The 21,178-nt window shown below is 71.7% G+C and carries 23 protein-coding genes; 13 read left to right on the forward strand and 10 right to left on the reverse strand.

The annotated features are described in order from the left end of the window. Positions 1 to 153: 153 nt before the first annotated feature. The 3 genes from KBX34_RS10885 (at position 154) to KBX34_RS10895 (ending at position 5,439) form a co-directional block, all read left to right on the forward strand. Complete coding sequence (locus tag KBX34_RS10885) at positions 154 to 291, forward strand: hypothetical protein (RefSeq protein WP_165435866.1); 138 nt, start codon at positions 154 to 156, stop codon at positions 289 to 291. A gap of 342 nt (positions 292 to 633) precedes the next feature. After that, positions 634 to 3,351, forward strand: a complete 2,718-nt coding sequence (locus tag KBX34_RS10890; RefSeq protein ID WP_210924774.1) for a hypothetical protein — start codon at positions 634 to 636, stop codon at positions 3,349 to 3,351. Positions 3,352 to 3,600: 249 nt separating this feature from the next. Continuing rightward, positions 3,601 to 5,439, forward strand: a complete 1,839-nt coding sequence (locus KBX34_RS10895; RefSeq protein WP_210924775.1) for an NHL domain-containing thioredoxin family protein — start codon at positions 3,601 to 3,603, stop codon at positions 5,437 to 5,439. Between the two features lie 34 nt (positions 5,440 to 5,473). Here KBX34_RS10895 and KBX34_RS10900 read toward each other — a convergent pair whose 3' ends face one another. From KBX34_RS10900 to KBX34_RS10910, 3 genes are read right to left on the reverse strand one after another with little or no spacing between them, the layout of a single operon-like run. Beyond that, positions 5,474 to 6,223, reverse strand: a complete 750-nt coding sequence (locus KBX34_RS10900) for a LamB/YcsF family protein (protein ID WP_210791919.1) — start codon at positions 6,221 to 6,223, stop codon at positions 5,474 to 5,476. Next, positions 6,207 to 7,070, reverse strand: coding sequence for a biotin-dependent carboxyltransferase family protein (locus KBX34_RS10905; RefSeq protein ID WP_210924776.1), 864 nt, complete (start codon positions 7,068 to 7,070; stop codon positions 6,207 to 6,209). Before KBX34_RS10905 ends, KBX34_RS10900 begins: the two co-directional genes overlap by 17 nt. Beyond that, a complete protein-coding gene (locus KBX34_RS10910; protein WP_210791915.1) occupies positions 7,067 to 7,723 on the reverse strand; it encodes an allophanate hydrolase subunit 1 in 657 nt (218 codons plus the stop codon). The genes KBX34_RS10905 and KBX34_RS10910 overlap by 4 nt, the downstream gene beginning before the upstream one ends. Positions 7,724 to 7,830: 107 nt before the next feature. Between KBX34_RS10910 and KBX34_RS10915 the strand changes: the two genes are divergently transcribed. Further along, positions 7,831 to 8,508, forward strand: coding sequence for a hemolysin III family protein (locus KBX34_RS10915; protein WP_088950888.1), 678 nt, complete (start codon positions 7,831 to 7,833; stop codon positions 8,506 to 8,508). Positions 8,509 to 8,718: 210 nt separating this feature from the next. On the opposite strand, the gene KBX34_RS10920 is transcribed toward KBX34_RS10915, so the two are convergent. Beyond that, positions 8,719 to 9,006: a DUF6458 family protein gene (locus KBX34_RS10920; protein ID WP_088950887.1), complete on the reverse strand. Its 288-nt coding sequence runs from the start codon at positions 9,004 to 9,006 to the stop codon at positions 8,719 to 8,721. 113 nt (positions 9,007 to 9,119) lie between these two features. On the opposite strand from KBX34_RS10920, the gene KBX34_RS10925 reads away from it, so the two are divergent. Continuing rightward, positions 9,120 to 9,659, forward strand: coding sequence for a histidine phosphatase family protein (locus tag KBX34_RS10925; RefSeq protein ID WP_210924777.1), 540 nt, complete (start codon positions 9,120 to 9,122; stop codon positions 9,657 to 9,659). 52 nt (positions 9,660 to 9,711) lie between these two features. Here the strand turns inward: KBX34_RS10925 and KBX34_RS10930 are convergent, their stop codons facing one another. The 4 genes from KBX34_RS10930 to KBX34_RS10945 all read right to left on the reverse strand — a co-directional run bounded on the left by KBX34_RS10930 (position 9,712) and on the right by KBX34_RS10945 (position 14,119). Then, positions 9,712 to 9,981 carry a DUF6458 family protein gene (locus KBX34_RS10930; protein WP_030332052.1) on the reverse strand — a complete coding sequence of 90 codons (270 nt, stop codon included), beginning with the start codon at positions 9,979 to 9,981 and terminating at the stop codon, positions 9,712 to 9,714. A 284-nt stretch (positions 9,982 to 10,265) separates the two neighbouring features. Beyond that, positions 10,266 to 12,122 (reverse strand): acyl-CoA dehydrogenase, encoded by a 1,857-nt coding sequence (locus KBX34_RS10935; RefSeq protein ID WP_210791911.1) that lies wholly within the window; start codon positions 12,120 to 12,122, stop codon positions 10,266 to 10,268. Positions 12,123 to 12,251: 129 nt separating this feature from the next. After that, positions 12,252 to 13,376 (reverse strand): PP2C family protein-serine/threonine phosphatase, encoded by a 1,125-nt coding sequence (locus KBX34_RS10940; protein ID WP_210924798.1) that lies wholly within the window; start codon positions 13,374 to 13,376, stop codon positions 12,252 to 12,254. A gap of 104 nt (positions 13,377 to 13,480) precedes the next feature. Then, positions 13,481 to 14,119 carry a septal ring lytic transglycosylase RlpA family protein gene (locus KBX34_RS10945; protein WP_210791909.1) on the reverse strand — a complete coding sequence of 213 codons (639 nt, stop codon included), beginning with the start codon at positions 14,117 to 14,119 and terminating at the stop codon, positions 13,481 to 13,483. Positions 14,120 to 14,306: 187 nt separating this feature from the next. Between KBX34_RS10945 and KBX34_RS10950 the strand changes: the two genes are divergently transcribed. The 3 genes from KBX34_RS10950 to KBX34_RS10960 are packed head-to-tail and all read left to right on the forward strand — an operon-like array spanning position 14,307 to position 16,421. Beyond that, entirely contained in the window at positions 14,307 to 14,858 is a 552-nt protein-coding gene (locus KBX34_RS10950; protein WP_210924778.1) for a phosphoribosyltransferase family protein, read from the forward strand. A gap of 33 nt (positions 14,859 to 14,891) precedes the next feature. Further along, on the forward strand, positions 14,892 to 15,932 hold the full coding sequence (locus KBX34_RS10955; protein WP_210924779.1) for a questin oxidase family protein: 1,041 nt from the start codon (positions 14,892 to 14,894) through the stop codon (positions 15,930 to 15,932). Positions 15,933 to 15,989: 57 nt separating this feature from the next. Further along, complete coding sequence (locus KBX34_RS10960; RefSeq protein ID WP_210924781.1) at positions 15,990 to 16,421, forward strand: ASCH domain-containing protein; 432 nt, start codon at positions 15,990 to 15,992, stop codon at positions 16,419 to 16,421. A 10-nt stretch (positions 16,422 to 16,431) separates the two neighbouring features. Here KBX34_RS10960 and KBX34_RS10965 read toward each other — a convergent pair whose 3' ends face one another. Further along, a complete protein-coding gene (locus KBX34_RS10965; RefSeq protein WP_210924783.1) occupies positions 16,432 to 17,310 on the reverse strand; it encodes an LLM class flavin-dependent oxidoreductase in 879 nt (292 codons plus the stop codon). Between the two features lie 75 nt (positions 17,311 to 17,385). Between KBX34_RS10965 and KBX34_RS10970 the strand changes: the two genes are divergently transcribed. The 3 genes from KBX34_RS10970 (at position 17,386) to KBX34_RS10980 (ending at position 19,261) form a co-directional block, all read left to right on the forward strand. Further along, positions 17,386 to 17,805 (forward strand): hypothetical protein, encoded by a 420-nt coding sequence (locus KBX34_RS10970; RefSeq protein WP_210924785.1) that lies wholly within the window; start codon positions 17,386 to 17,388, stop codon positions 17,803 to 17,805. 73 nt (positions 17,806 to 17,878) lie between these two features. Beyond that, entirely contained in the window at positions 17,879 to 18,583 is a 705-nt protein-coding gene (locus KBX34_RS10975) for a dihydrofolate reductase family protein (RefSeq protein WP_210924787.1), read from the forward strand. Between the two features lie 33 nt (positions 18,584 to 18,616). Beyond that, positions 18,617 to 19,261: a dihydrofolate reductase family protein gene (locus KBX34_RS10980; RefSeq protein ID WP_210924789.1), complete on the forward strand. Its 645-nt coding sequence runs from the start codon at positions 18,617 to 18,619 to the stop codon at positions 19,259 to 19,261. 62 nt (positions 19,262 to 19,323) lie between these two features. On the opposite strand, the gene KBX34_RS10985 is transcribed toward KBX34_RS10980, so the two are convergent. Then, a complete protein-coding gene (locus KBX34_RS10985; protein WP_231927181.1) occupies positions 19,324 to 19,668 on the reverse strand; it encodes a glyoxalase/bleomycin resistance/extradiol dioxygenase family protein in 345 nt (114 codons plus the stop codon). Positions 19,669 to 19,926: 258 nt separating this feature from the next. Between KBX34_RS10985 and KBX34_RS10990 the strand changes: the two genes are divergently transcribed. Next, entirely contained in the window at positions 19,927 to 20,421 is a 495-nt protein-coding gene (locus tag KBX34_RS10990; RefSeq protein WP_210924791.1) for a GyrI-like domain-containing protein, read from the forward strand. A 173-nt stretch (positions 20,422 to 20,594) separates the two neighbouring features. After that, complete coding sequence (locus KBX34_RS34415; protein WP_210791887.1) at positions 20,595 to 21,131, forward strand: DUF6886 family protein; 537 nt, start codon at positions 20,595 to 20,597, stop codon at positions 21,129 to 21,131. Positions 21,132 to 21,178 lie beyond the last annotated feature (47 nt).

Genomic DNA, 21,178 nt, shown 5'->3' on the forward strand with positions numbered 1-21,178 from the left:
TTGGGCGACGGAAACGTCAGCCAGATCGACTGTTGACCTTTGATTGTTAGGCAGGTGTCTCAGCTCACCTAATAATCGATGGAAGTTGGCCGGGTTCTGCGGTTAAATAGACGCATCAGGGGCTGACAACCGAATAGCTAGGGGGACCCACCAATGAGCATGATCGAGCGAATCCGCAACCACCGCGACGCGACCCGCCGCGCCCGTGCCATCGAGCACGCGCTGCGCTCGGCGAACTCGCCGGCGGTTCGCGAGGAAATCCTCGTCATCGCCCAGCGTCACATGAGCTGACGCTCCTCGACATTCCTACCTCCTCCAGATCGATGGCCCACCCGGTCCGCCGGGTGGGCCATCGGCGTCTCCGGCCATCGGCCACCGGGATTCCGCCCTGCCGCAGCGCCCGGTACGGTGGGCTTCGGTCGCCGCCCGCCGACCCGGCAGGGGCCGAGCTGACAGAAGCTGCTCGACACCGACCGGCCACGCAAAGTGACGACCGGTGCTCCTTGGACGGGCCGTGCCACCACCCGATACCGTGCGGGGAGCCGGCACAGCGGTACGCCGGTGACGCCGGCAGCCATGCCGAGGAGACCGATCGGCACCGGCGAGCCGACATGTGATGGAGGAGGCGCACCCATGACGTCCGAGGGCCCGCACCGCCCCGGCCAAGAGCCGGACGAGGTGTCACCGGGCGCCGGCGGACCGGCGCCGTACGGCGACCGCCCGGCGCAGCCGGACAACAGCCACAACGCCGCCGGCCCCGACCTGGGCTGGGCGCCCCCGCCGCCGACGCGGCCCAACCCGTCGACGCCAGCATGGGCGACCCAGTCCGAGCAGCCACCGGCCCCCGCCTGGGGTGCCGCCGCTGCCCCGCAGCCCAGCGACCCGGCGCAGCCTGCCTGGGCGGCCGGCGGCACGAGCGAGCCGCCGCAGCAGCAGCCCGGCACCTGGCCCGGCAACGACGGCACACCGGCCCCCGCGCAGCCTGCCCCCTGGGCGGCGCAGCAGCAGGGCTGGACGCCGGCCGAGCAGAGCGCACCCGCACCAAACTGGACTCCGAACGCCGCTGAGCAGCCCGAGTGGGTGCAGGCCCAGCCGGCCGCGCGAGGTGCCGCGCAGGTGCCTCCGGCCACCACTGCCTGGCCTGCCCAGGAAGACCCGGCCCGAGCCGGAGGCTGGGGTGGGGCGCAGCAGCCCAACCCGCCCGCCGGTGACTGGCACGGCGCCGAGTCGCAGCAGCCCGAGATGCCGCAGGCCGGTGGTTGGTCCGGCGGCGCTCAGCAGGACGACGCGCCCGGCAACGGCGGTTGGCCCGCCAGCAACGCCGCCGCGCGCGACGACCAGCCGGTGTGGACGCCGGCTGAGCAGTCGCCGCCGGCCTGGGGCCAACCTGCCGAACCGAACGAGCAGCCCGCCCCCGAGTGGGGACAGGCCGCCCAGCCCGGCGCCGCCCGTGGCGCGGCCCAGGTGCCGGCACCGGCGGCGAACTGGCCCAGCCAGGACGACCCGGCCCACTCCGGTGGGTGGGCCGCACAGCAGCAGGCACAACCCGCAGCCTGGAATGACGGCGGCGACGCGCGGCAGGACCAGGCCGAGCAGCCGGCTGCCTGGGGCGGGGCCGAGAGCCGTCCGCAGCAGCCCGACTGGGTGCTCGCACCTCAGGACCAGCCGGCCGAACGGCCGGAGCCGGCAGTGTGGAATCCGCCGGAGCAGAGTGGCCTGCCCGCGCGTGCCAGCGTCAGTGTGCCCAGCAACGACGGCGTGCCCGGCTGGGCCGCCAACCAGGACAACGCCGCACAGGCCAACCCCGGCGTGCCGGCGGTCGAGCCGTGGGCACCCGGTGAGGTGTGGGGACGCGCCGAAGCGGAGGCTTCCGCCCAGTCCCGCGGTGGCTGGGAGGCGGACCGGGGCGACGAGGCACCTGCCTACCAGCCCGGGCCCGCGCCGGGCATCTCGCCCGCGAACGCCGTGCCGCTGCCCCCACAGGAGCAGCGTGTGCCGGGCGCCAGCCTGGCCGCCGCCCCGCCGGCCGACTACGCGCCGCCCCAGGCCCAGTTCGCCCCGATCCCCGAGCAGCCCGCGTACGCCGAGCGGGAGGCCCCGGACGCCGCCGCGCAGTACGAGGCGGAGCCCGGCTGGGGCCGCGCCGGCGACGCTCCCGCGAGCGGCGGCGCCATGGTGCCTGCCCCGCGTACCTCTCCGGAGTCCGGAGCGGGCCGCGCGGTCGTGCCGGCGTCGGAGGCCGACTCGGCGGACGGCGCGGCGGCCCGCGCCACTGCGAGCGCTTCGGTGCCGCTGGCCAGCCGGGTGATGCCACCGACCGACCAGGCCATCCGGCCCACCGGCACGGCGACACCACAACCCCGGGTGTACGGCCGCCCGGCTCGACCCGAGCCGGAGAACGAGCCGGAGCCGGAGGCGTTCCAGGGCGACCCGGGAGCCGACCGGCAGGCCGCACCGGAGTGGCAGAACGACTCCCACCGCCAGGCCGCACCGGAGTGGCAGAACGACGCCCAGCGCCAGGCCGCACCCGAGTGGCCAAACGAGTCGCAGCGCCAGGCCGGTCCCGGTTGGGGCGGCGAGTCGGCTGCCGATCCCCGCTTCGACGACCGGCAGCCCGCACCGAACACGTTCGGTGAGGCCCCGTCGGCGCCGCCGGCGTTCCCGCCCGGTGTGCCGTCCTTCGTCGACACGCCCGGCAACAACCGGCCGATGAACGGCACCCGGCCGCACGCCGGTGCCGAACGACCGGCCGACCAGTTCGGCGGCCCCGGGTCACCTGCCTCCGGCGCCGCCGCGGTGAACGGGGCGTCGGCCTTCGGCGGGTCGAACTTCGGTGGGCCAGGGTCCGGCGGGTCGGGCTTCGGTGCCGGGCCGGCAACCGAGCCGGTGCCGGGCGGAAACTTCCCGCCGTCGTTCCCGCCCGCGCAGCAGCCCACGTCGTCCTGGGGCCAGGAGGTCGGCCAGTCGGACCAGGGCCGGTTCGACGCGTTCAAGCCGGACGCCGACGAGCCGAAGGCGGAGCCGCCCACGCCGAAGGTCCGCAACGGTCGGGTGCTGGCCGCAGTGCTGATCGCGGCGGTGTTGATCCTGGCGGTGCCGCTCGGCCTGCTGATGCTGCTCGGCAAGTTCGGCGGCGACGACGGTCCGTCGTTCGACCCGGCGGTCGGCACCTGCGTGAAGCAGTCCGGTCAGGGTGGCGCCACGGCGGCGGACTGCGGCGAGGCGGACGCTTTCACGATCGTCTCGAAGGTGGACGCCAAGGAAAAGTGCACCGACACGACGCAGCCGCACGTGGTGCTGCCGGGTGACGGCACCAACCGGGTGCTCTGCCTCAAACCGGCCACGAAGTAGCTCGACCGGCGGCGGGGTTCACGGGCGACCGTGACCCCGCCGTCGTCGTACCCCACCACCTGGGCCTTTCCTGCCTCGTCCCGTTGATCGTTGGCAGCTGAGCAACTCGACACGCCGAGCACCGCACTGCTGAGCTGCCACCACTGCTGAGCTGCCACTACTGCTGAACTGCCACCGATCGAAATGTTGACTGTCGTCCGGGTCACGACGACCGATACGGAGAAGCCTCGCCGTGGCAGGCTGACAGGCATGGGAACGACTGCACGAGTACGGGCTCCAGAGCTGCACGGCCGGGGTTGGCTGAACACCGGTGGACGCGACCTCAAGCTCGCCGACCTTCGCGGCAAGATCGTTTTGGCGGATTTCTGGACGTTCTGCTGTATCAACTGCCTGCACGTTCTCGACGAGCTGCGCCCGTTGGAGGAGAAGTACGGCGACGTGCTCGTCGTGATCGGTGTGCACTCGCCGAAGTTCGAGCACGAGAAGGACGCCGACGCGCTCGCCGCCGCCGTCGAGCGGTACGGGGTGCACCACCCCGTACTCGACGATCCTGAGATGGAGATGTGGCAGCAGTACGCCGCGCGGGCCTGGCCGACCCTGTCGGTGATCGACCCCGAGGGGTACGTGGTGGCCACCATGGCCGGCGAGGGGCACGCCGAAGGGCTGGCCCGGCTGATCGACGAGCTGATCGCCACCCACGAGGCCAAGGGCACCCTGCACCGGGGCGATGGTCCGTACGTCCCGCCGCCGGCGCCAGAGACCGCGCTGCGCTTCCCCGGTAAGGCGGTGCAGCTGCCGAACGGCAACCTGCTGGTCTCGGACTCGGCCCGGCACTCCCTGGTCGAGGTTGCCCCGGACGGCGAGACGCCGGTGCGCCGGATCGGCTCGGGCGAGCGGGGCCGGGCCGACGGGCCGGCTGCCGCGGCGACGTTCTCCGAGCCGCAGGGTGTGTGCCTGCTGCCCACGCATGTCGCCGAGGTCGCCGGCTACGACCTGGTGGTGGCCGACACGGTCAACCACCTGCTGCGCGGCGTACGGCTGGAGTCCGGCGAGGTGGTCACAGTGGCCGGCAGTGGGCGGCAGTGGCGCGCCTCGGTCGACGACCACGCCCACGACGCGTTCGCCGTCGACCTCTCCTCCCCGTGGGACCTGGCCTGGTACGACGACAAGCTGATCATCGCGATGGCCGGCATCCACCAGCTCTGGTGGTTCGACCCGATCAAGCGGACCACTGGCATGTACGCCGGCACCACCGTCGAGGCGCTGCGCGACGGCCCGTTGGCCGAGGCGTGGATGGCGCAGCCGTCGGGGCTCTCGGTCTCGGCCGACGGCACCCGGCTCTGGGTCGCCGACAGCGAGACCAGCGCCATCCGGTACGTGGAGAACGGCGTGCTGGGCACCGCCGTCGGGCAGGGTCTGTTCGACTTCGGGCACGTGGACGGCCCGGCGGAGACGGCGCTGCTCCAGCACCCGCTGGGCGTGTGCGCGCTGCCGGACGGCTCAGTGCTGATCGCGGACACGTACAACGGCGCGGTGCGCCGCTTCGACCCGGCCAGCAACCAGGTCTCCACTGTCGCCGACGGGTTGGGGGAGCCGAGCGACCTGGTGCTCACCCCAGCCGGCGAGGTGCTGGTGGTGGAGTCCGCCGCGCACCGGTTGACCCGGCTCGCCCCGGGTGCCCTGTCGGCGGCGGGTGCCAGCACGGTGGACGGGCCCCGGCACCGCACCGAGCGCAAGCCGACGGACGTCGCGGCCGGTGAGGTCACCCTGGACATCGTCTTCACCCCGGCGCCGGGGCAGAAGCTGGACGAGACGTACGGGCCGTCGACCCGGTTGGTGGTCTCCGCGTCTCCGCCGGAGCTGCTGGTGGACGGTGCCGGCACGGGCACCGAGCTGTCCCGTCGGCTGGTGCTCAACGGCGAGGTCACCGCCGGGGTGTTGCAGGTGACCGCCCAGGCGGCGACCTGTGACGCGGACGTCGAACACGCGGCGTGCCACCTGACCCGGCAGGACTGGGGCGTACCGGTCCGGGTGGTCGACGGTGCCGTGACCCGGCTGCCTCTGGTGCTCCGCGGCCTGGACGCCTGACGTGACCTTCAGGGGCCCGGTGGGCCCCTGAAGGTCACGCGAACGGGGCCAGCGGGATGTCGGCGTCGATCAGGGTGGCGCGGACCAGCTCGGCGGCGGAGACCGCGCCCGGGGTGTCGCCGTGCAGGCAGATCGAGTCGACCGAGCAGGGGATGACGGTGCCATCTACCGCCACCACGCTCCGCTCGACGGCCATGCGCACCGCCCGTTCGGCCACCTGCTCCGGGTCGGTGATCACCGCGCCGGGGGTGCCGCGCGGCACCAATGCCCCGTTGGGCAGGTAGGCGCGGTCGGCGAAGGCCTCGGCGACGACCGGCAGGCCCGCGCCGACGGCGAGCTGAGCGAGCGTCGAGCCGGGTAGGCAGAGCACGGGCAGCTCGGGGTCGTACCCGGTGACCGCCGCGACCACCGCCGCCGCCTGGGACTCGTCGGTGCTGGTCGCGTGGTAGAGCGCGCCGTGCGGTTTGAGGTAGCGGACCCGGGTGCCGAACAGCCGGCAGAACGCGTTCAACGCCCCGAGCTGGTAGGTCACCTCGTCGCGTAGCTCAGCGAAGTCGTACGCGATGTGCCGTCGACCGAAGCCGGCCAGGTCCCGGTAGCCGACCTGCGCGCCCACCGCGACCCCGCGCCGTGCGGCGCCCTCGCAGACCCGCCGCATGGTGGACGGGTCGCCGCCGTGGAAGCCGCAGGCGACGTTGGCGGAGGTGACGAGGCCCAGCAGCGCCTCGTCGTCGCCGAGTCGCCAGATGCCGAAGCCCTCGCCCAGGTCAGCGTTGAGGTCCATGGAATCTGACGGTAGTCCCTGGGCGGGCCTGCGCGAGCGGGGTCACGTCGGTGACCACCCCGATGACGGGGTATCCGCCGGTGGTCGGGTGATCGGCCAGGAAGATCAGGGGTTGTCCGTCGGCCGGCACCTGCACCGCGCCGAGCGCGATGCCCTCGCTGGGCAGCTCGCCGGCGACCGCGCGGGGCAGCGGCGCGCCAGCGAGTCGCGCGCCGACCCGGTTGCTCACCGGGCTGACGGTGTACGCGGTGCCGAACAGCAGGTCGAGTGCCGCTGGTGTGAACCAGTCGTCGCGAGGGCCGAGGCTGAGCATCAGGTGCAGCTCCGGTGGGGGCGCGGAGCAGACGGTCAGGTCCACCGGCGCGGGTGCGTCGAGCGGCTCGCCGAGCGGCAGCCGGTCGCCGTCGCCCAGCCGAGGCGGACCGAGCCCGGAGAGGGTGTCGGTGGCCCGGCTGCCGAGCACCGGCGACACGTCGATGCCGCCCGCCACCGCCAGCCAACTCCGTACGCCCCGACGGGCTGGGCCGATCCGCAGCACCGTCCCGGCCGGCACGGTGAGCGGGCGCCCGGTGTCGCCGGGCCGATCGCCCGCGTGGACGGTCACCTCGGCGCCGGTGACCGCCACCGTGGTGGCCCGGGTCAGCCGCACCGTGCAGCCGGTCAGGGTGATCTCCAGGCCGGCGGCGTGCTCCGGGTTGCCGACCAGGCGGTTGGCCAGCCGCAGGGCCGCCGGGTCGAGGGCACCGGACCGGGGGACCCCCAGGTGCGCCCAGCCGGGCCGACCCAGGTCCTGCACGGTGGTGAGCGCACCGGCGCGGAGCACCTCGATGGCGGGCGGGCGGGTCATGCCGCGGCCATCCGGACCGGGGTGCCCGGGCCGAGTCGGGCCGGCGGGTCGGCGTGGACGTCGAAGAGGACCAGGTCGGTGCGGCCGACCAGCTGCCAGCCGCCGGGCGACGCGCCCGGGTAGATGCCGGCGTACGGGCCGGCCAGGGCGACCGAACCGGGTGGCACCCGGGGGCGGGGCGTGGCCAGCCTGGGCAGCGCCAGCTCGGCAGGCAGCCCGGTCAGGTACGGGAAGCCGGGGGCGAAGCCGCAGAACGCGACCCGGAACCGAGTGCCGGTCAGCCGGGACAGCACGGCGGGCACGTCGACGCCCCAGTGCTCGGCCACCGCCGGCAGGTCGGGTCCGTCGAAGTCGACCGGAACGACGGTCTCCGTGCCGTCGTCGTGCTCGTCCGTGCCGCGACGGGCGGTGGCGGCGGTCACAATGGCCGGCGCCCACCGGGTCAGCTGCGCGGCCGTGGCAGCCGGGTCGGGCAGGCCGTCGAGCAGGACGGTGCTGGCCGCCGGCACGATCTCGACGGCGGCCAGGTCACCCTGCTCCCGACGCCGCCACAGCTCGGCTCGCCATGCGTCGACCAGGTCGGCCTCGGGCACGCCGTCGGGGTCGGTGCAGTCGAGGAGCAGGGCGTGCGCCCCGACGGGTCGGATCCGCATCGGCTCATCCTCGCCGATGGCCGGCGGTCGCGGTGTTCACGGCGACGGTGCCGGGTGTCACCGCCGTGACTACTTGCAAGTAACCTACGGTGCCGTAACCTAAGGAGGTGACCACCTCCGCCCCGCTTCGCCTGAAGCCGGTCGACATCGGTAAGCCCCGGATGCGCGGCTGGCTGCACACGTACGCCTTCTTCGTCGCGGTGGTGTGCGGCATCGTGCTCTGCTCGATCGCCGCCACCCGACCCGGGTGGGCGCCCCTGGTCAGCTGCCTCATCTACAGCCTGACGGTCTGTGGGCTCTTCGGCACGAGCGCGCTCTACCACCGTCGGGTGTGGTCGGAGCGCGGCTACCAGCTGATGCGCCGGATGGACCACTCGATGATCTTCGTGTTCATCGCTGGTACGTACACGCCGCTCTGCGTGATGCTGCTCGCACCCCGCCCGGCCACCGTGATGCTGTCCCTGGTCTGGGGTGGCGCACTGGCCGGCGTGGCGCTCAAGGTGGTCTGGCCGCACGCGCCGCGCTGGGTGTCCGCGCCGCTCTACCTGGCGCTGGGCTGGGTGGCGGTGGCCATGTTGCCGGAGATCCTGAACGGCGGCGGCGTCACTGCACTGGTGCTGCTGGTCGTCGGCGGCGCGATCTACAGCGTCGGCGCTGTCTTCTACGCGTTGCGGCGGCCCAACCCGTGGCCGACCGTCTTCGGTCACCACGAGTTCTTCCACGCCTGCACGCTGCTGGCGGCGCTCTGCCACCACATCGCGATCTACTTCGCACTGTTCGCCTGAGCGCCCGAGCCCGCCAGGACGCAGGCGCGGCCCGCACCGCAAGATCCGCGCAACTTCGGGGAAACTGCTGCCTCGACGGGCTTTCAGGCAGCAGTTTCCCGGAAAGTGCGCGGATCTTGCCAGGGGTGGCCGGGGTGGTGGTCCCTCCGGGTAGAGACGCGAGCCGGGGCCCCGCGACGCTGCGGGACCCCGGAGTTTCGCGAGCGAGGTTCAGACCGGTCGGCCCGGCCGACGCACCTCGCGGTATTCCTGGACGACCTGGTCGTCCTGGACCGGCACCACCCGGTCCGCCACGACGCGCTGCTCGCGCACCGGCGCGGCGACCACAGTGCGGCGGCGGCTGTTCCAGAAGTAGAGGGTCGTGATCAGGCCGGCGACGCCGGCCAGCATCAGCACCCAGCCGACCACGGACAGGTCCAGCCAGCCCAGGTCGGCCTCCACGGCGAATGCGAGGATCGCGCCGAGCGCGATCAAGAAAATGCTGCCACCAATGCCCATGTCTCGCTCCTCGGCTCAAAACCTGGCGTACGACGCGCCGCGGCCGTCGGTAGGGGTGCGGCATCCATCGACTTACCCAGGCACGGAGATCGCCAATCGGGCAAGCTGGGAGTATGACGGACGCCGACCCCGAGACCCGGACGCTGGTGTTGTTGCGGCACGCGAAGGCCGAGCAGGGCAGCGACGCGGCGGACGACGCCGAACGGCCTCTCAGCGCACGCGGGACCGCAGACGCCGCAGCGGCCGGCGCCTGGCTGGCGCGCCACGGGTTGCTACCCGACGTGGTGATCTGCTCGACGGCCAGACGCACCCGCCAGACCTGGCACGGGGTGGCGATGGGGATGACCGGTTCGCCGCCGGAGGGTGGCCCGACCGGGCCACGGCCGACCGTCCGTTACGAGCCTGGCGCGTACGACGCGCACCCCGAGGAGTTGCTGGCGCTGGTCCGCACGATCGACCCCACGGCTCGCACGGCGCTGCTGATCGCCCACAATCCGGGCATCTCACTGCTCTCCGCGCTCCTCGACCCGGAGGGCGCGGCGGACGAAGGTCTACGCACCGCGGAACTGGCGGTGCACCGTGGCCCACTCGGCTGGGCGGAACTGGGTCGGTCGAGCGCTCCGATCGTCGAGCGGCACACCGCACGCGACTGAGCCACCCGCCGCTTCTCGACGGGTGGCTCAGAGGTACGCGCCCAGGCCCAGCTCAGGACGGCGGCGCGGTTGGTGGCGGCGGGTCCGGCGGCGGCGGCATCATCGCGGTCGGATGAGAGAGCCGGTTCTCCTCCACGATGAGGGTCCGGGCCCGCTTGCGCCGGTCCTGCCAGAACCAGAGCGTGGTCAGCAGTACGGCCAGCCCGGCCAGGATGAAGACCCAGCCGACCGCCCGTACGTCGATCCACCAGACGTTGGCTCTCAGCGCGAAGGTCAGGATCGCGCCGATCGCGATGAGAAAAATGCCGCTTCCGACACCCATATGCGCTGCACTCCCCCGTGCGGTGGCTCTGGGCGTTCCCTTTCGAGGTCACGCGACGGTTACCCGCCACGCCGCCGGCATACCCGGCCAGGCTCGCCCAATACCCGGCCCGAGGAGGGACCGAGCGGTGTTCCTTGCCGCGGATTGGGACGTCGGGGCCGGGAAGCAGAGGCGTCGCTGACCCCTCGGACGCGGCAACGGCCGGTAGGGCAGCTGCCCCACCGGCCGTCGGTGTCGGTCCCAGGTGGTGCGACCCGGGACCGGTCAACCGTGCCGTGGCACGGTCAGAAGGCCTCCTCCGGGAGGTCCATGATGTCGAGGTCGGTGTTCTCGATGATCCGCCGGTCGGCACCGATGCGGGGCAGCACCTCGCGGGCGAAGAAGCGGGCAGCGGCCACCTTGCCGGTGTAGAACGCCTTGTCGCTGGCGGAGACCTCGCCGGTCAGTGCCTTCAGCGCCACCTCGGCCTGCCGCTGGAGCAGCCAGGCGACAACCAGGTCGCCGATCGCCAGCAGGAACCGCCGGCTGCTCAGCCCGACCTTGTAGAGCGCGCGGGTTTCGCCACCCTGCGCCTCACCCAGCCAGCCGGTCATCACGCCGAGGATGTTCTGCACCTCGGCCAGCGCCTTACCGAGCGCCTGCCGCTCCTCCTTGAGCTGGCCGTTGCCCGCCTCGGAGGAGATGAACTCCTGGATCTCGCTGGCGACCGCCATCAGCGCCTTGCCGTTGTCCCGGACGATCTTGCGGAAGATCAGGTCCAGGCTCTGGATGGCGGTGGTGCCCTCGTACAGGGTGTCGATCTTCGCGTCGCGGACGTACTGCTCCAGCGGGTAGTCCTGGAGGAACCCGGAACCACCGAAGGTCTGCAGGGACTCGTGCCCGAGCATCTCGTAGGCCCGCTCCGACCCGACGCCCTTGACCAGCGGCAGCAGCAGGTCGTTGACCCGCTTGGCCAGCTTGGTGGCCTTCTCGTCGCCGGCGGCCTCGGCGATGGCGACCTTGTCCTGCCAGGAGGCGGTGTAGAGAACCAGGGCACGAAGACCCTCGGCGTACGACTTCTGCAGCAGCAGCGAGCGACGCACATCCGGGTGGTGGGTGATGGTGACCCGCGGGGCGGTCTTGTCGGCCTGCTGGATGAGGTCGGCGCCCTGCACCCGGCTCTTCGCGTATTCCAAAGCGTTGAGGTAGCCGGTGGAGAGGGTGGCGATGGCCTTGGTGCCGACCAGCATCCGGGCGTACTCGATGATCATGAACATCTGCCGGATGCCGTCGTGCTTGTCGCCGAGCAGCCAGCCCTTGGCCGGTACGCCGTGCTCGCCGAAGGTCAGCTCGCAGGTGTTGGAGACCTTCAGGCCCATCTTGTGCTCGACGTTCGTGGTGTAGACGCCGTTGCGCTCACCCAACTCGCCGGTGGTCTCGTCGAAGTGGAACTTCGGCACCACGAAGAGCGACAGGCCCTTGGTGCCGGGGCCACCGACGCCCTCGACGCCGACCGGGCGGGCCAGCACGTAGTGCACGATGTTGTCGCTCAGGTCGTGCTCACCCGAGGTGATGAAGCGCTTCACGCCCTCGATGTGCCAGGAACCGTCGGGCTGCTGGATCGCGCGGGCACGGCCGGCACCGACGTCCGAGCCGGCGTCCGGCTCGGTGAGCACCATCGTGGAGCCCCACTGCTTGTCGATGAAGAGCTTGGCCCACCGCTTCTGCTGCTCGTTGCCCTCGACCTCCAGGACGTGCGCGAAGGAGGGGCCGGAGGCGTACATCCAGATGGGGGCGTTCGAGCCGAGGACCAGTTCGGCGAGGGCCCACCAGAGGGCGCGCGGCGCGTTGGTGCCGCCCAGGTGCGGCGGCAGGTCCAGGCGCCAGAACTCGGAGTCCATGAACGCCTGGTACGACTTCTTGAACGACGCCGGCAGCGGCGCGGTGTGCGTGGCCGGGTCGAACACCGGCGGGTTGCGGTCGCTGTCCGTGTAGCTGGCGGCCAGATCGCCACGGGCGAGGCGGTCGAGCTCAGCGAGGAACGTGCGGGCGGTGTCGACGTCGAGTTCCGAATAGGGCTCCTGGCCGAACGCCTGGTCCGCCCCGAAGACCTCGAACAGGTTGAACTCAAGGTCCCGCAGGTTGCTCTTGTAGTGGGTCATGCTCGCTGGCCCCGCTTCCGGACAGGTGTTACCGATCAGTAACCCACACTGTATTACTCGCGGGTAGCCAGCGACAAGCGGATCACCCAAGTGACGGCGATTACACACCTCCGGGCCGCGCTGACCGAATCAGCTCTCGGCGGCGCCGACCTCCCAGCTCGGGACCGCTGCGGTCACGGCGGTGCGGGCACCGACGTACTCCATGAGGACCAGAGCGATGTCGTCGTCGAGGCGACCATGGACCCACTCGATCAGCGCCGTCTCCAGTGAGGCCAGCCCGTTGGCGACAGTGCCGTGACCGAGCAGTCGCCAGGCCCGGTCGGCGGTCGGGAAGAACTCCCCGTCACGCCGCGCCTCGCCGAGCCCGTCGGTGAACAGCAGCAGCCGGTCGCCGGGCTCCAGGCGTTCGACCCGGGGGCGGACCACCGGCATGAACCCGAGCGGAGGGGCCGGCGCCGGCGGCTCCAGCGGGATCACCGCGCCCCGACGCAGCAGCAGCGGCGGCGGATGTCCGCAGTTGACGATCGTGAGCGTGCCACCGCGCTCCTCCACCAGAGCCGCGGTGACGAAGTCCTCGTCGCCCACGTTGCGGGCGACCGCGCGGTCCAGGTCGGCGACGACGGCCCGCAGGTCGGCCCGCTCGTAGGCCACGTGGCGATAGGAACCGAGGACGATGCTCGCCAGCCGGACCGCGTCCAGGCCCTTGCCGCGCACGTCACCGATGATCATGCGTACGCCGTAGGGCGTGTCGATCGCCTCGTACAGGTCACCGCCGATCTCGGCCGTGGCGGTGGAGGAGATGTAGCGACCGGCGACCGAGAGCGTCCCGACCTGCGGGCCGAGTGGACGCAGCACAGCCTGCTGGGCCACCGAGGCGAGCTTGGTCAACTCGACGATCCGGTCCGCCTGCTTCTGGCGGACCGATGTCACCGCCACCGCCAGCCCGGTGGCGAGCGCGACCCAGACCACGTTGACCGAGGTGACCAGCAACATCTCCGGATCGAGCAGCGCGAAGGCGACCCCGATCACTGTCGCGGCGACACCCACCCCCAGCACCACCGGCCAGGCCGCCAGTGCGGCGGCCAGGATCGGTGCGGCCGCCAACAGTGCGATGTAGTTCGCCGAACGCCCGTCCGCCGCCTCGACCGCCGACACGATCGCGAGCAGAACGAGGGCCGCGCCGAGGCCGGCGCGGGATCCGGGGCTCAGCGGGCGACGGACCGGCTGAAGGAGTCGCGTGGATACGAGAGCCAGTTTGCCTGATCCGCGTGAAACGGTGAATGAACCTGACCCGTCGTCCGAGGAGGTTCTGACCGGCCGGTCCGATCGACCGGCCGAATCGACGTCGCTTGCCCCACTCAGCCGAGTACCTCGTAGCGGACGGTGAGCGCGCCCACGTCGACCGAGGCGATGGTGGCGAACGCGGCGCGGGAGAGGTCCAGGCAGCGGCCGTCGATGAACGGGCCGCGATCGTTGATCCGCACCACTACCGACTTGCCGTTGGCCGGGTTGGTCACCCGGACCTTGGTGTTGAACGGCAGCGTCTTGTGTGCGGCGGTCAGCGCACTCGGGTTGAACGACTCACCGTTGGCGGTGAGCTGCCCGTCGGAGTAGAACGAGGCGCCGCACGAGCCGCTGTCCAGCACCTTCGGGGCGGCGGTGGTCTTCTTGGTGGTCGGCTTCGGCTTCGGCGACGCGGTGCGCTCCTTGCCTCGGGAGGCGGCCTGCTGCGACCGGCTGGCCGAGGGGCTGGCGGACGCGCTCGGGGAGACGCTGGCACTCGGGGACGCGGAGGCGGCCGGGGAGCTGGGGGCGAGGCTGCTGGCGGCGGTGGTCGGGGTGAGGTCGAGAGTCGTCTGGCCCGACTGAGCGGAGCCGGAGGTCAGCTGCACGGCACCGAACGTGCCCCCGACGGCGAGGGCGACGCCGACCGCCGCGGTGGCCACGATGCCCGCCGGGGAGGAGAAGATGCGGGTACGGGAGTGCTTACCTGCCACCGGCCCGGTCCTTTCGTCGACTGAACAAACCGGGTCGGACCGTAACGAGAGAAGCACTTCCGAAGTCAACGTGATCATAGTGGTATGCCCGTATTTGCACTGTTACGTGTAGCCGATCATCCGAGGCGGGATGGGCCGGCCGGCCCGGGTGTCGGCACGTCGACCGGCCGTGGCGCAGGATGAGCGGATGCCCGCTGAGCTGACCGAACGCCTGGCCGCCCTGTTCCGGTGGATCGACCCCGGTCCGGGCACCAGTCACCTGGTCAGCGACATCTCCGGTTGGTGGCGCGACCCGACGGTGCTGGCCGAGCTGGGACCGGCCCTGGTGGCGCCGTACCGGGCCGCCCGGCCGACGGTGGTGCTCGCCCCGGCGGTCACCGGGCTGCTGCTCGGGCCGCTTGCCGCCACCGCCCTCGGGGTCGGCTTCGTGGCCGCACACAAACCCGCCGACGGCCGGCTGCCGGCCGGGCCGCTCACCTGGGCGCAGAGCCCACCGGACTACCGGGGACGACGGGTCGACCTGGCGGTACGGGACCGGCACCTCGGCCCCGACGACCGGGTGCTGGTGGTGGACGACTGGGTGCGTACGGGCGCGCAGCTCCACGCCCTCTATGACATCTGCGCGGCGCGTGGCGCCGAGGTGCTGGGCACCGCCGTGGTGGCCGTCGACTGCCCGCCCGAGGTCGCGGCCGACCTGCGGATCACCGGCCTGATCGACGCCACCGATCTGCACGCTTGACCTGAACCTCGGTTCACGTCCGACGATCGATGCATGAGTGACGGCATTCTCGACGAGGCGTACGAACGACTGCATCGCACCGGCCCCGAATACGAGGGGTGGCTCTCCAACCACGGACCGATGGCCGTCGAGGCGCTGGCCCGACACGGGCACCAGGGACAGGTGCACCGTTGGCTCGACGACTACCTCGGCCGACTCGACGAACTGCCCCGGGGGTTGCACCCGATCGACGACTGGCGGGCGGCGCTGGGCGATCCGAAGCGGGCCGGTGACTGGCTGGCGTACTTCGACCGGCAACTGCGCGACCACCCGTGGCGTGACGTGCTCGGAACCTGGTGGCCCCGCCTGCTGCCGGGCATCGCCGCCGGCGCCACCCACGGCGTGATCCGGGTCGGGCACGCCGTACGCGTCCTCGAAACGGACGACGTGAACCCACCCCGGCTCACCGAACTGGCCCAGGCCCTCGGCTACTGGGCGGCCCGCTGGCAGCCGATCCCCGGCACCGACCGTGTTCTCGACGGCCACCGGGCCGGCCGCGAGCAGATGGACGTGGACGCCGCGCTGGCCGGGCTGCCCCGGATCGACGACCAGACCGGCGGCGTCCGGGACCGGTTGGGTCAACTGCCGGGCGTACCCCGGTGGGAGCCGGCGCTCGCGGCGCTGAGCCCCGCGCGGAGCCCGGACGAGGCGAAGCGCGGGCTCACCACGTTGGTGCACCGCGCCGGCTTGGACTACCTGCGCTTCGGTCACGCCGCGCCGGTCATGCTGGTGCACGCGGTCACCGCGCCGACCGCGGTGCTGCGTACCCTGCCGGCCCTGGACCGGGCGCTGTGGGCGCCGAGCCTCGCCGCGGCCTGGGCCGCGACGGCGGCCCTGACCTCGGTGTACGCCCCAGCCGACGGCATCGCGCCACCGACCGTGACCGCCGTGACCCCGACGGAGGTCTTCGCCCGGGCGGCTCGGCACGGCGACGAGCACGTGGTCAAGCTCGCCGACGCGGTGCTCGACGCGCACGCGGCCACTGGCGACGACCGGCTGCTCACCGCCGCCGGCTACGCCGGCCAACTGATCTGAGCAGGCCCCGGCGCAATGCGGCGGCAGTACGGGTCGCGCTGGCCTAGCCTCGGCAGGATGTGGCCTCGGATCGGTGAACTGCGCACCCTTGCCCTCGGCACCCCCGGCGAGCTGCGGGCGACCCTCAACACCCTCGTGCTGGCCGGCGTGAAGACCGCGACGGCCGGCCGGCTCGCCGAGTACGCGGAAGAGGGCGAGGAACTGGAGCAGGTCGGGGAACGGCTGGCCCTGGTCGACGACGACAACGCGCTGGCCGGCGTCGTGGAGATCACCGGAGTCGAGGTGGTCCGCTTCGCGGACGTGCCATGGGACTTCGCCCGCGCCGAGGGTGAGGGGGACCGCTCGATCGAGGAGTGGCGGGCCGGGCACGCGGCCTACTGGGCGGGCCTCGGCACCCCGGTCGACGGCGACACCCCGATCGTCTGCCTACGCCTGCGACTGGTGTCCGGCGGCGAGGGCGGAGTGGCCAGCGGCGACCTCGGCACCTGACGCGGCCACGTCAGGCGCGCAGCTCGGGCAGCAACCGCGTCGCCACGTCCGCGAGGATGGCCTCGTCGCCGGCGTACCAGCTGCTGGCGCGCGGCCAGTGCGTCACCACGTCGGTGAAGCCCAGGTCCGCGGCCCGGCCGACCTGGTCGGCGAAGAACTGCGCGCTGCTGAGCGAGAACACCGGCGCCGCGTCCAGCGAGAGGTAACGGTCCAGAGTGGCCGGATCGCGGCCGGCCTCCTCCAGCGTGCGATCCATCCGCGCGGACAGCGCCGACACGGTGTCCCACCAGCCCGACACGTCGTCGGCATCGGTGCCGGTGGTCACCCAGCCCTGACCGAACCGGGCCACCAGCCGCATCGATCGCGGCCCGTTGGCGGCCACCACGAAGGGAACCCGGGGCTGCTGCACGCAGCCGGGGTTGTTGCGGGCGTCCACCGCGGCGAACCACTCACCACGCCAGGTGGTGCCGTCCTCGCGCAGGACGAGATCGAGCAGCTCGGTGAACTCGGCGAACCGGTCCACCCGCTGACGCGGCGGCAGGGTCTCACCGCCCAGCACGGCCGAGTCGAACCCGATACCACCCGCGCCCAGGCCGAGCAGCAGCCGACCGTCGGAGACGTCGTCCACGGTGGTGATCTGCCGGGCGAACGCCGCCGGGTGCCGGAAGTTCGGCGACGCCACCAGGGTGCCCAACCGGATCCGGGAGGTCACCGTCGCGGCGGCGGTCAATGTGGCCATCGAGTCGAACCACGGGCCGTCGACCAGGTCACGCCAACCCAGGTGGTCGTAGGTCCAGGCGTGGTCGAAGCCCCACTCGTCCACCTGCCGCCACCGACGCTGTGCCTCCGCCCACCGCTGGTCGGGCAGGATGACGATGCCAATCCGCATGATCGCCAGCCTAGCCGGGGACAGCACCGCCGCCGGTTGTCGATCCGCGTTGCGGTCGTCCCGTACCCTCCGGGCATGCCCGCCGAAGCGTCTGCTGCCCGCGTACCCCGGGAGCGCCGCGGCCGCACGATCCGCACGGTGGCCATGACGCTCGCGGTGGTTGTCCCGTCCTTCCTCCTCCGCGAGCTGATCGAGTCCCGGTTCGGTCGCGGGCCGATGGCCGACCTCAGTGCGATCGCACTGCCGATGACGGCGACCGCGTGGCTGGCGCCGTACGCCTCCTATCGGCGGCGCGACGCCCTGCTCTGGCTGGTCGGTCCGGGCATCTACGTCTTCACGGTGATCGCCTGGCGGGTGGCCCTCGCGCCCTACCGGGACTGGAGGCCCCGCCCGGAGGAGAAGCCCCGGCTGCGCTGGTCCCGCGACCCGGAACACGCCGGAACCTGGTACGTGACCGAGCCTTCGGGTGACGCACGTCACACTGCTCTCGGGTAGGGGTCTCCCGTTCGGCTCCGACCCCTTGGCGAGCCGCACCCCGTCGGGTGTGACCGAGGAGAGGACCAACGCGATGACCAAGGTGACCGCACAGCTGTCGGTGTCGGTGGACGGCTTCTACGCCGGCCCACGGTTCGAGGGCGACGGCAACTGGATGGACTCGGCGGAGAGCGCCGGGTTCTTCCGGGTCACCCGCTGGGCGACGGAGGCGTCGGCGTGGCGTGAACGACAGGGCTTCGCCGGTGGTGAGGAGGACACCAACTCCGAGGTCATCGCCGAGTCGTTCGGGGCCGCCGGCGCGTACGTGATGGGGCGCCGGATGGCCGACGGCGGTGAGGCGCCCTGGGGCGAGGAGCCGCCGTTCCGCGCACCGGTCTTCGTCGTCACGCACCGCCCCCGCCAGACCCTCCTGCGGAGCGGAGGCACCAGCTTCACCTACGTCACCGATGGTGTGGCCAGTGCCGTCGAGCAGGCGCGCGCCGTGGCCGGCGGCAAGAACGTCGCCGTGGCCGGAGGCGGCAGCCTGGTGCGGCAGGTCATCAAGGCGGGGCTGCTCGACGAGTTGGAGCTGCACGTCGTACCGGTCGTGCTCGGCACCGGCCTGCGACTGTTCGACGCGGATCTCGACCTCGGCGACAAGGAGGCGATCGAACTGACGCCGACCCGCGTCCTGCACACCCCGCAGGTCACCCACATCCGGTACGACGTGAACGGTCGCGCCCCACTCGTGCTCGACGATCGGGGCAGGGGCGGCGGCCCGACGACGACCACGAACTGAGTCACCCGACCCGCCACCTCAAGAGGAGACGCCATGCCGCAACTGCTGCGGGTGCAGTGCTTCAACGTGTCGCGCGACGGGTTCGGCACCGGCGAGGGGCAGAGCCTGGAACGGCCCTTCGGCCACGCGGACCCCACTCCGCTGTTCTCGTGGCGGGCCGCCACCGCCAGCTTCGTGTATCGCACCGAGCCCGGCGGCAGTCGCGGCCTCGACGACTATCTGACCCGCGACGCCGAGTGCAACATCGGCGCGGAGATCATGGGTCGCAACAAGTTCGGCCCTCAGCGCGGGCCCTGGGAGAACCACGACTGGCAGGGCTGGTGGGGGGACAACCCGCCGTTCCACACGCCGGTCTTCGTGCTCACCCACCACGAACGCCCGTCGTTCACGCTGTCCGACACCACGTTCCACTTCCTCGACGCCAGCCCGGCCGAGGCGCTGGCCCGGGCGAAGCAGGCAGCCGACGGTCGGGACGTACGCCTCGGTGGTGGGGTCGCCACCATCCGCGAGTTCCTCGATGCCGACCTGGTCGACACGATGCACATCGCCGTCGCGCCCGTCGACCTCGACCGGGGTGAGCGCCTGTGGGACAGCCCCGACGAACTTCTCGACCGCTTCCACCTGGAGTCGGTGCCCAGCGCCAGCGGAGTCACCCATCTCCTGTTCTGGCGGCGCTGACCCGCGATCCTGGGCAGTTTCCGTTACGCCTGCTCGGAAACTGTCCAGGATCTGTGCAGGCCCTAAGCGAGGCGGGACAGCACCAGCATGCGGTTGCCGTCGGGATCCGTGACCCGGGCGGACCGCTCCCCCCACGGCTGGTCGACGGGTTCCTCGGTGACCGTGGCGCCGCCCGAACGCAGGGCGTGCACGGCGGCGTCGCAGTCGTCGGCGTAGACGCACAGCTCCCAGCGGTGCGACTCGGCCGGCCCGCCGGCCTCTGGATTGGCGGCCAGGCCCAGCTCGCTGTTGCCCAGTCGGAGTGCGACGAACTCCGGAACACCCTCGTCCGGGAACCGGTAGGTCAGCTCGAAGCCGACCACATCCCGGTAGAACCCGATCAGTCGTGGCAGGTCAGGTGTCGTCACGATCGGAAAAGCTTCGGTGAACACGGACCACCTCCAGGCCGGACAGTAGCCCCGCCGGGGCTCGGGTGGAACCACCACGGTCGATCCCGCCGGCCGTCATCAGCTCAGTGAACTCAGGATCACCGAGCAGGGGCAGGCCGCACTGGTTGCCGAGATCGATGCCATGCGGGAGCTGCTCCGCCCCCACCAGGAGTTGGGCAGCGCTTCGCGGCCAACCGGCTAGGAGCACTGTCGTACCGGTGACATAGGTTGCCGTTCATGGATGCGTCGACGCCCGCAGAGGACCTGAGCACACGGTGCGTCGAGCGCGACGAGACAGCGGTGCTGTTCATCGCCACGGCCGACGAGCAGGACGCGATCACCGAGGCATGGGATCGCCTGGAAACAATGGTGGGGTCACTCCAGGGGCGGAAGTTCTTCGGGGTCTTCGGCCCACCGGACGGGGCGTACCGGGTCTGCGTGCAGGTCCAGGACGGCGCCGACGCCACGCTGGCCGGCCTCCAGTCCGGGTCAATCCCCGGCGGTCAATACCTGTCGACAACACTTCGCGGCGAGCCGCCCGAGATCTACACCCACATCCCCGAGCGCTATGCGGAGCTGATGCGGGCAGCCGACCATGATTCGACCCGGCCCAGCATCGAGTTCTACCGTCGTCGCGATTCCATCGACCTGCTGATACCGGTGAAGACCGACTCTCCGGCAGCGCGTGCGGCGGACATCAACGCCGACGCCGCAGATCCTCATAATGGGTAACGCCTCTGGAAGCTCTAGAGGATGGGGTGCACGTCATCCTGGATCTTGAGTAGCCCGTCATCGACGAGCGGTTGTTCGAGTGCCGGCATTGCGGTGGCGCTGAGTTCGGAGCGCGACCGGAGGCCGCCCGAATGTAGTTGAGCTGAGCACCTCTCCCAGGTAGGAACGACCAAATGCGACCAGAGCCTGGGCAGGTGCTGCATTTCTCGGAAGACCCGACGATCACGCGGTTCGTTCCGCATGTCGCCGCGACCGCTCAGCAACCGGACGCATACGTGTGGGCCGTCGACCAGGATCGGGCTCCCGATTACTGGTTCCCGCGCCAGTGCCCCCGGGCGATGGCCTGGGTGCTGCCGACCACCTCTCGGGCGGATCGTGATCGGGTCGTCGGAGCGGGCTGCGGCGAGCGAGTACATGCGATCGAGTACGGCTGGCTGGAGGCGATGCAGAGGGTGCGACTGTTCGCGTACCGGCTACCCGCTGATCGCTTCCAACTATTCGGCACTCCCGAACCACACGCGCTCGTGGCAGTCGAGCCCGTCACACCCCTCGGTCCTCCCGAGCCGGTGGGTGATCTGCTGCGGTGTCACGCCGAGGCGGGAATCCAGCTTCGCGTGCTGAACAACCTCTGGTCCTTCTGGGACGTAGTGACCAACAGTTCGGTCGGCTTCAGTGGCATCAGGCTGCGCAACGCAAGGCCCCGCTCCTGATCCTCCCTGGAAATTGGAAGGCCGTTGCTGGGACGATGACCGCCGCT

The organism is Micromonospora sp. M61 (genome assembly GCF_018070245.1).
In the GTDB taxonomy this organism is placed as follows: domain Bacteria; phylum Actinomycetota; class Actinomycetes; order Mycobacteriales; family Micromonosporaceae; genus Micromonospora; species Micromonospora zamorensis.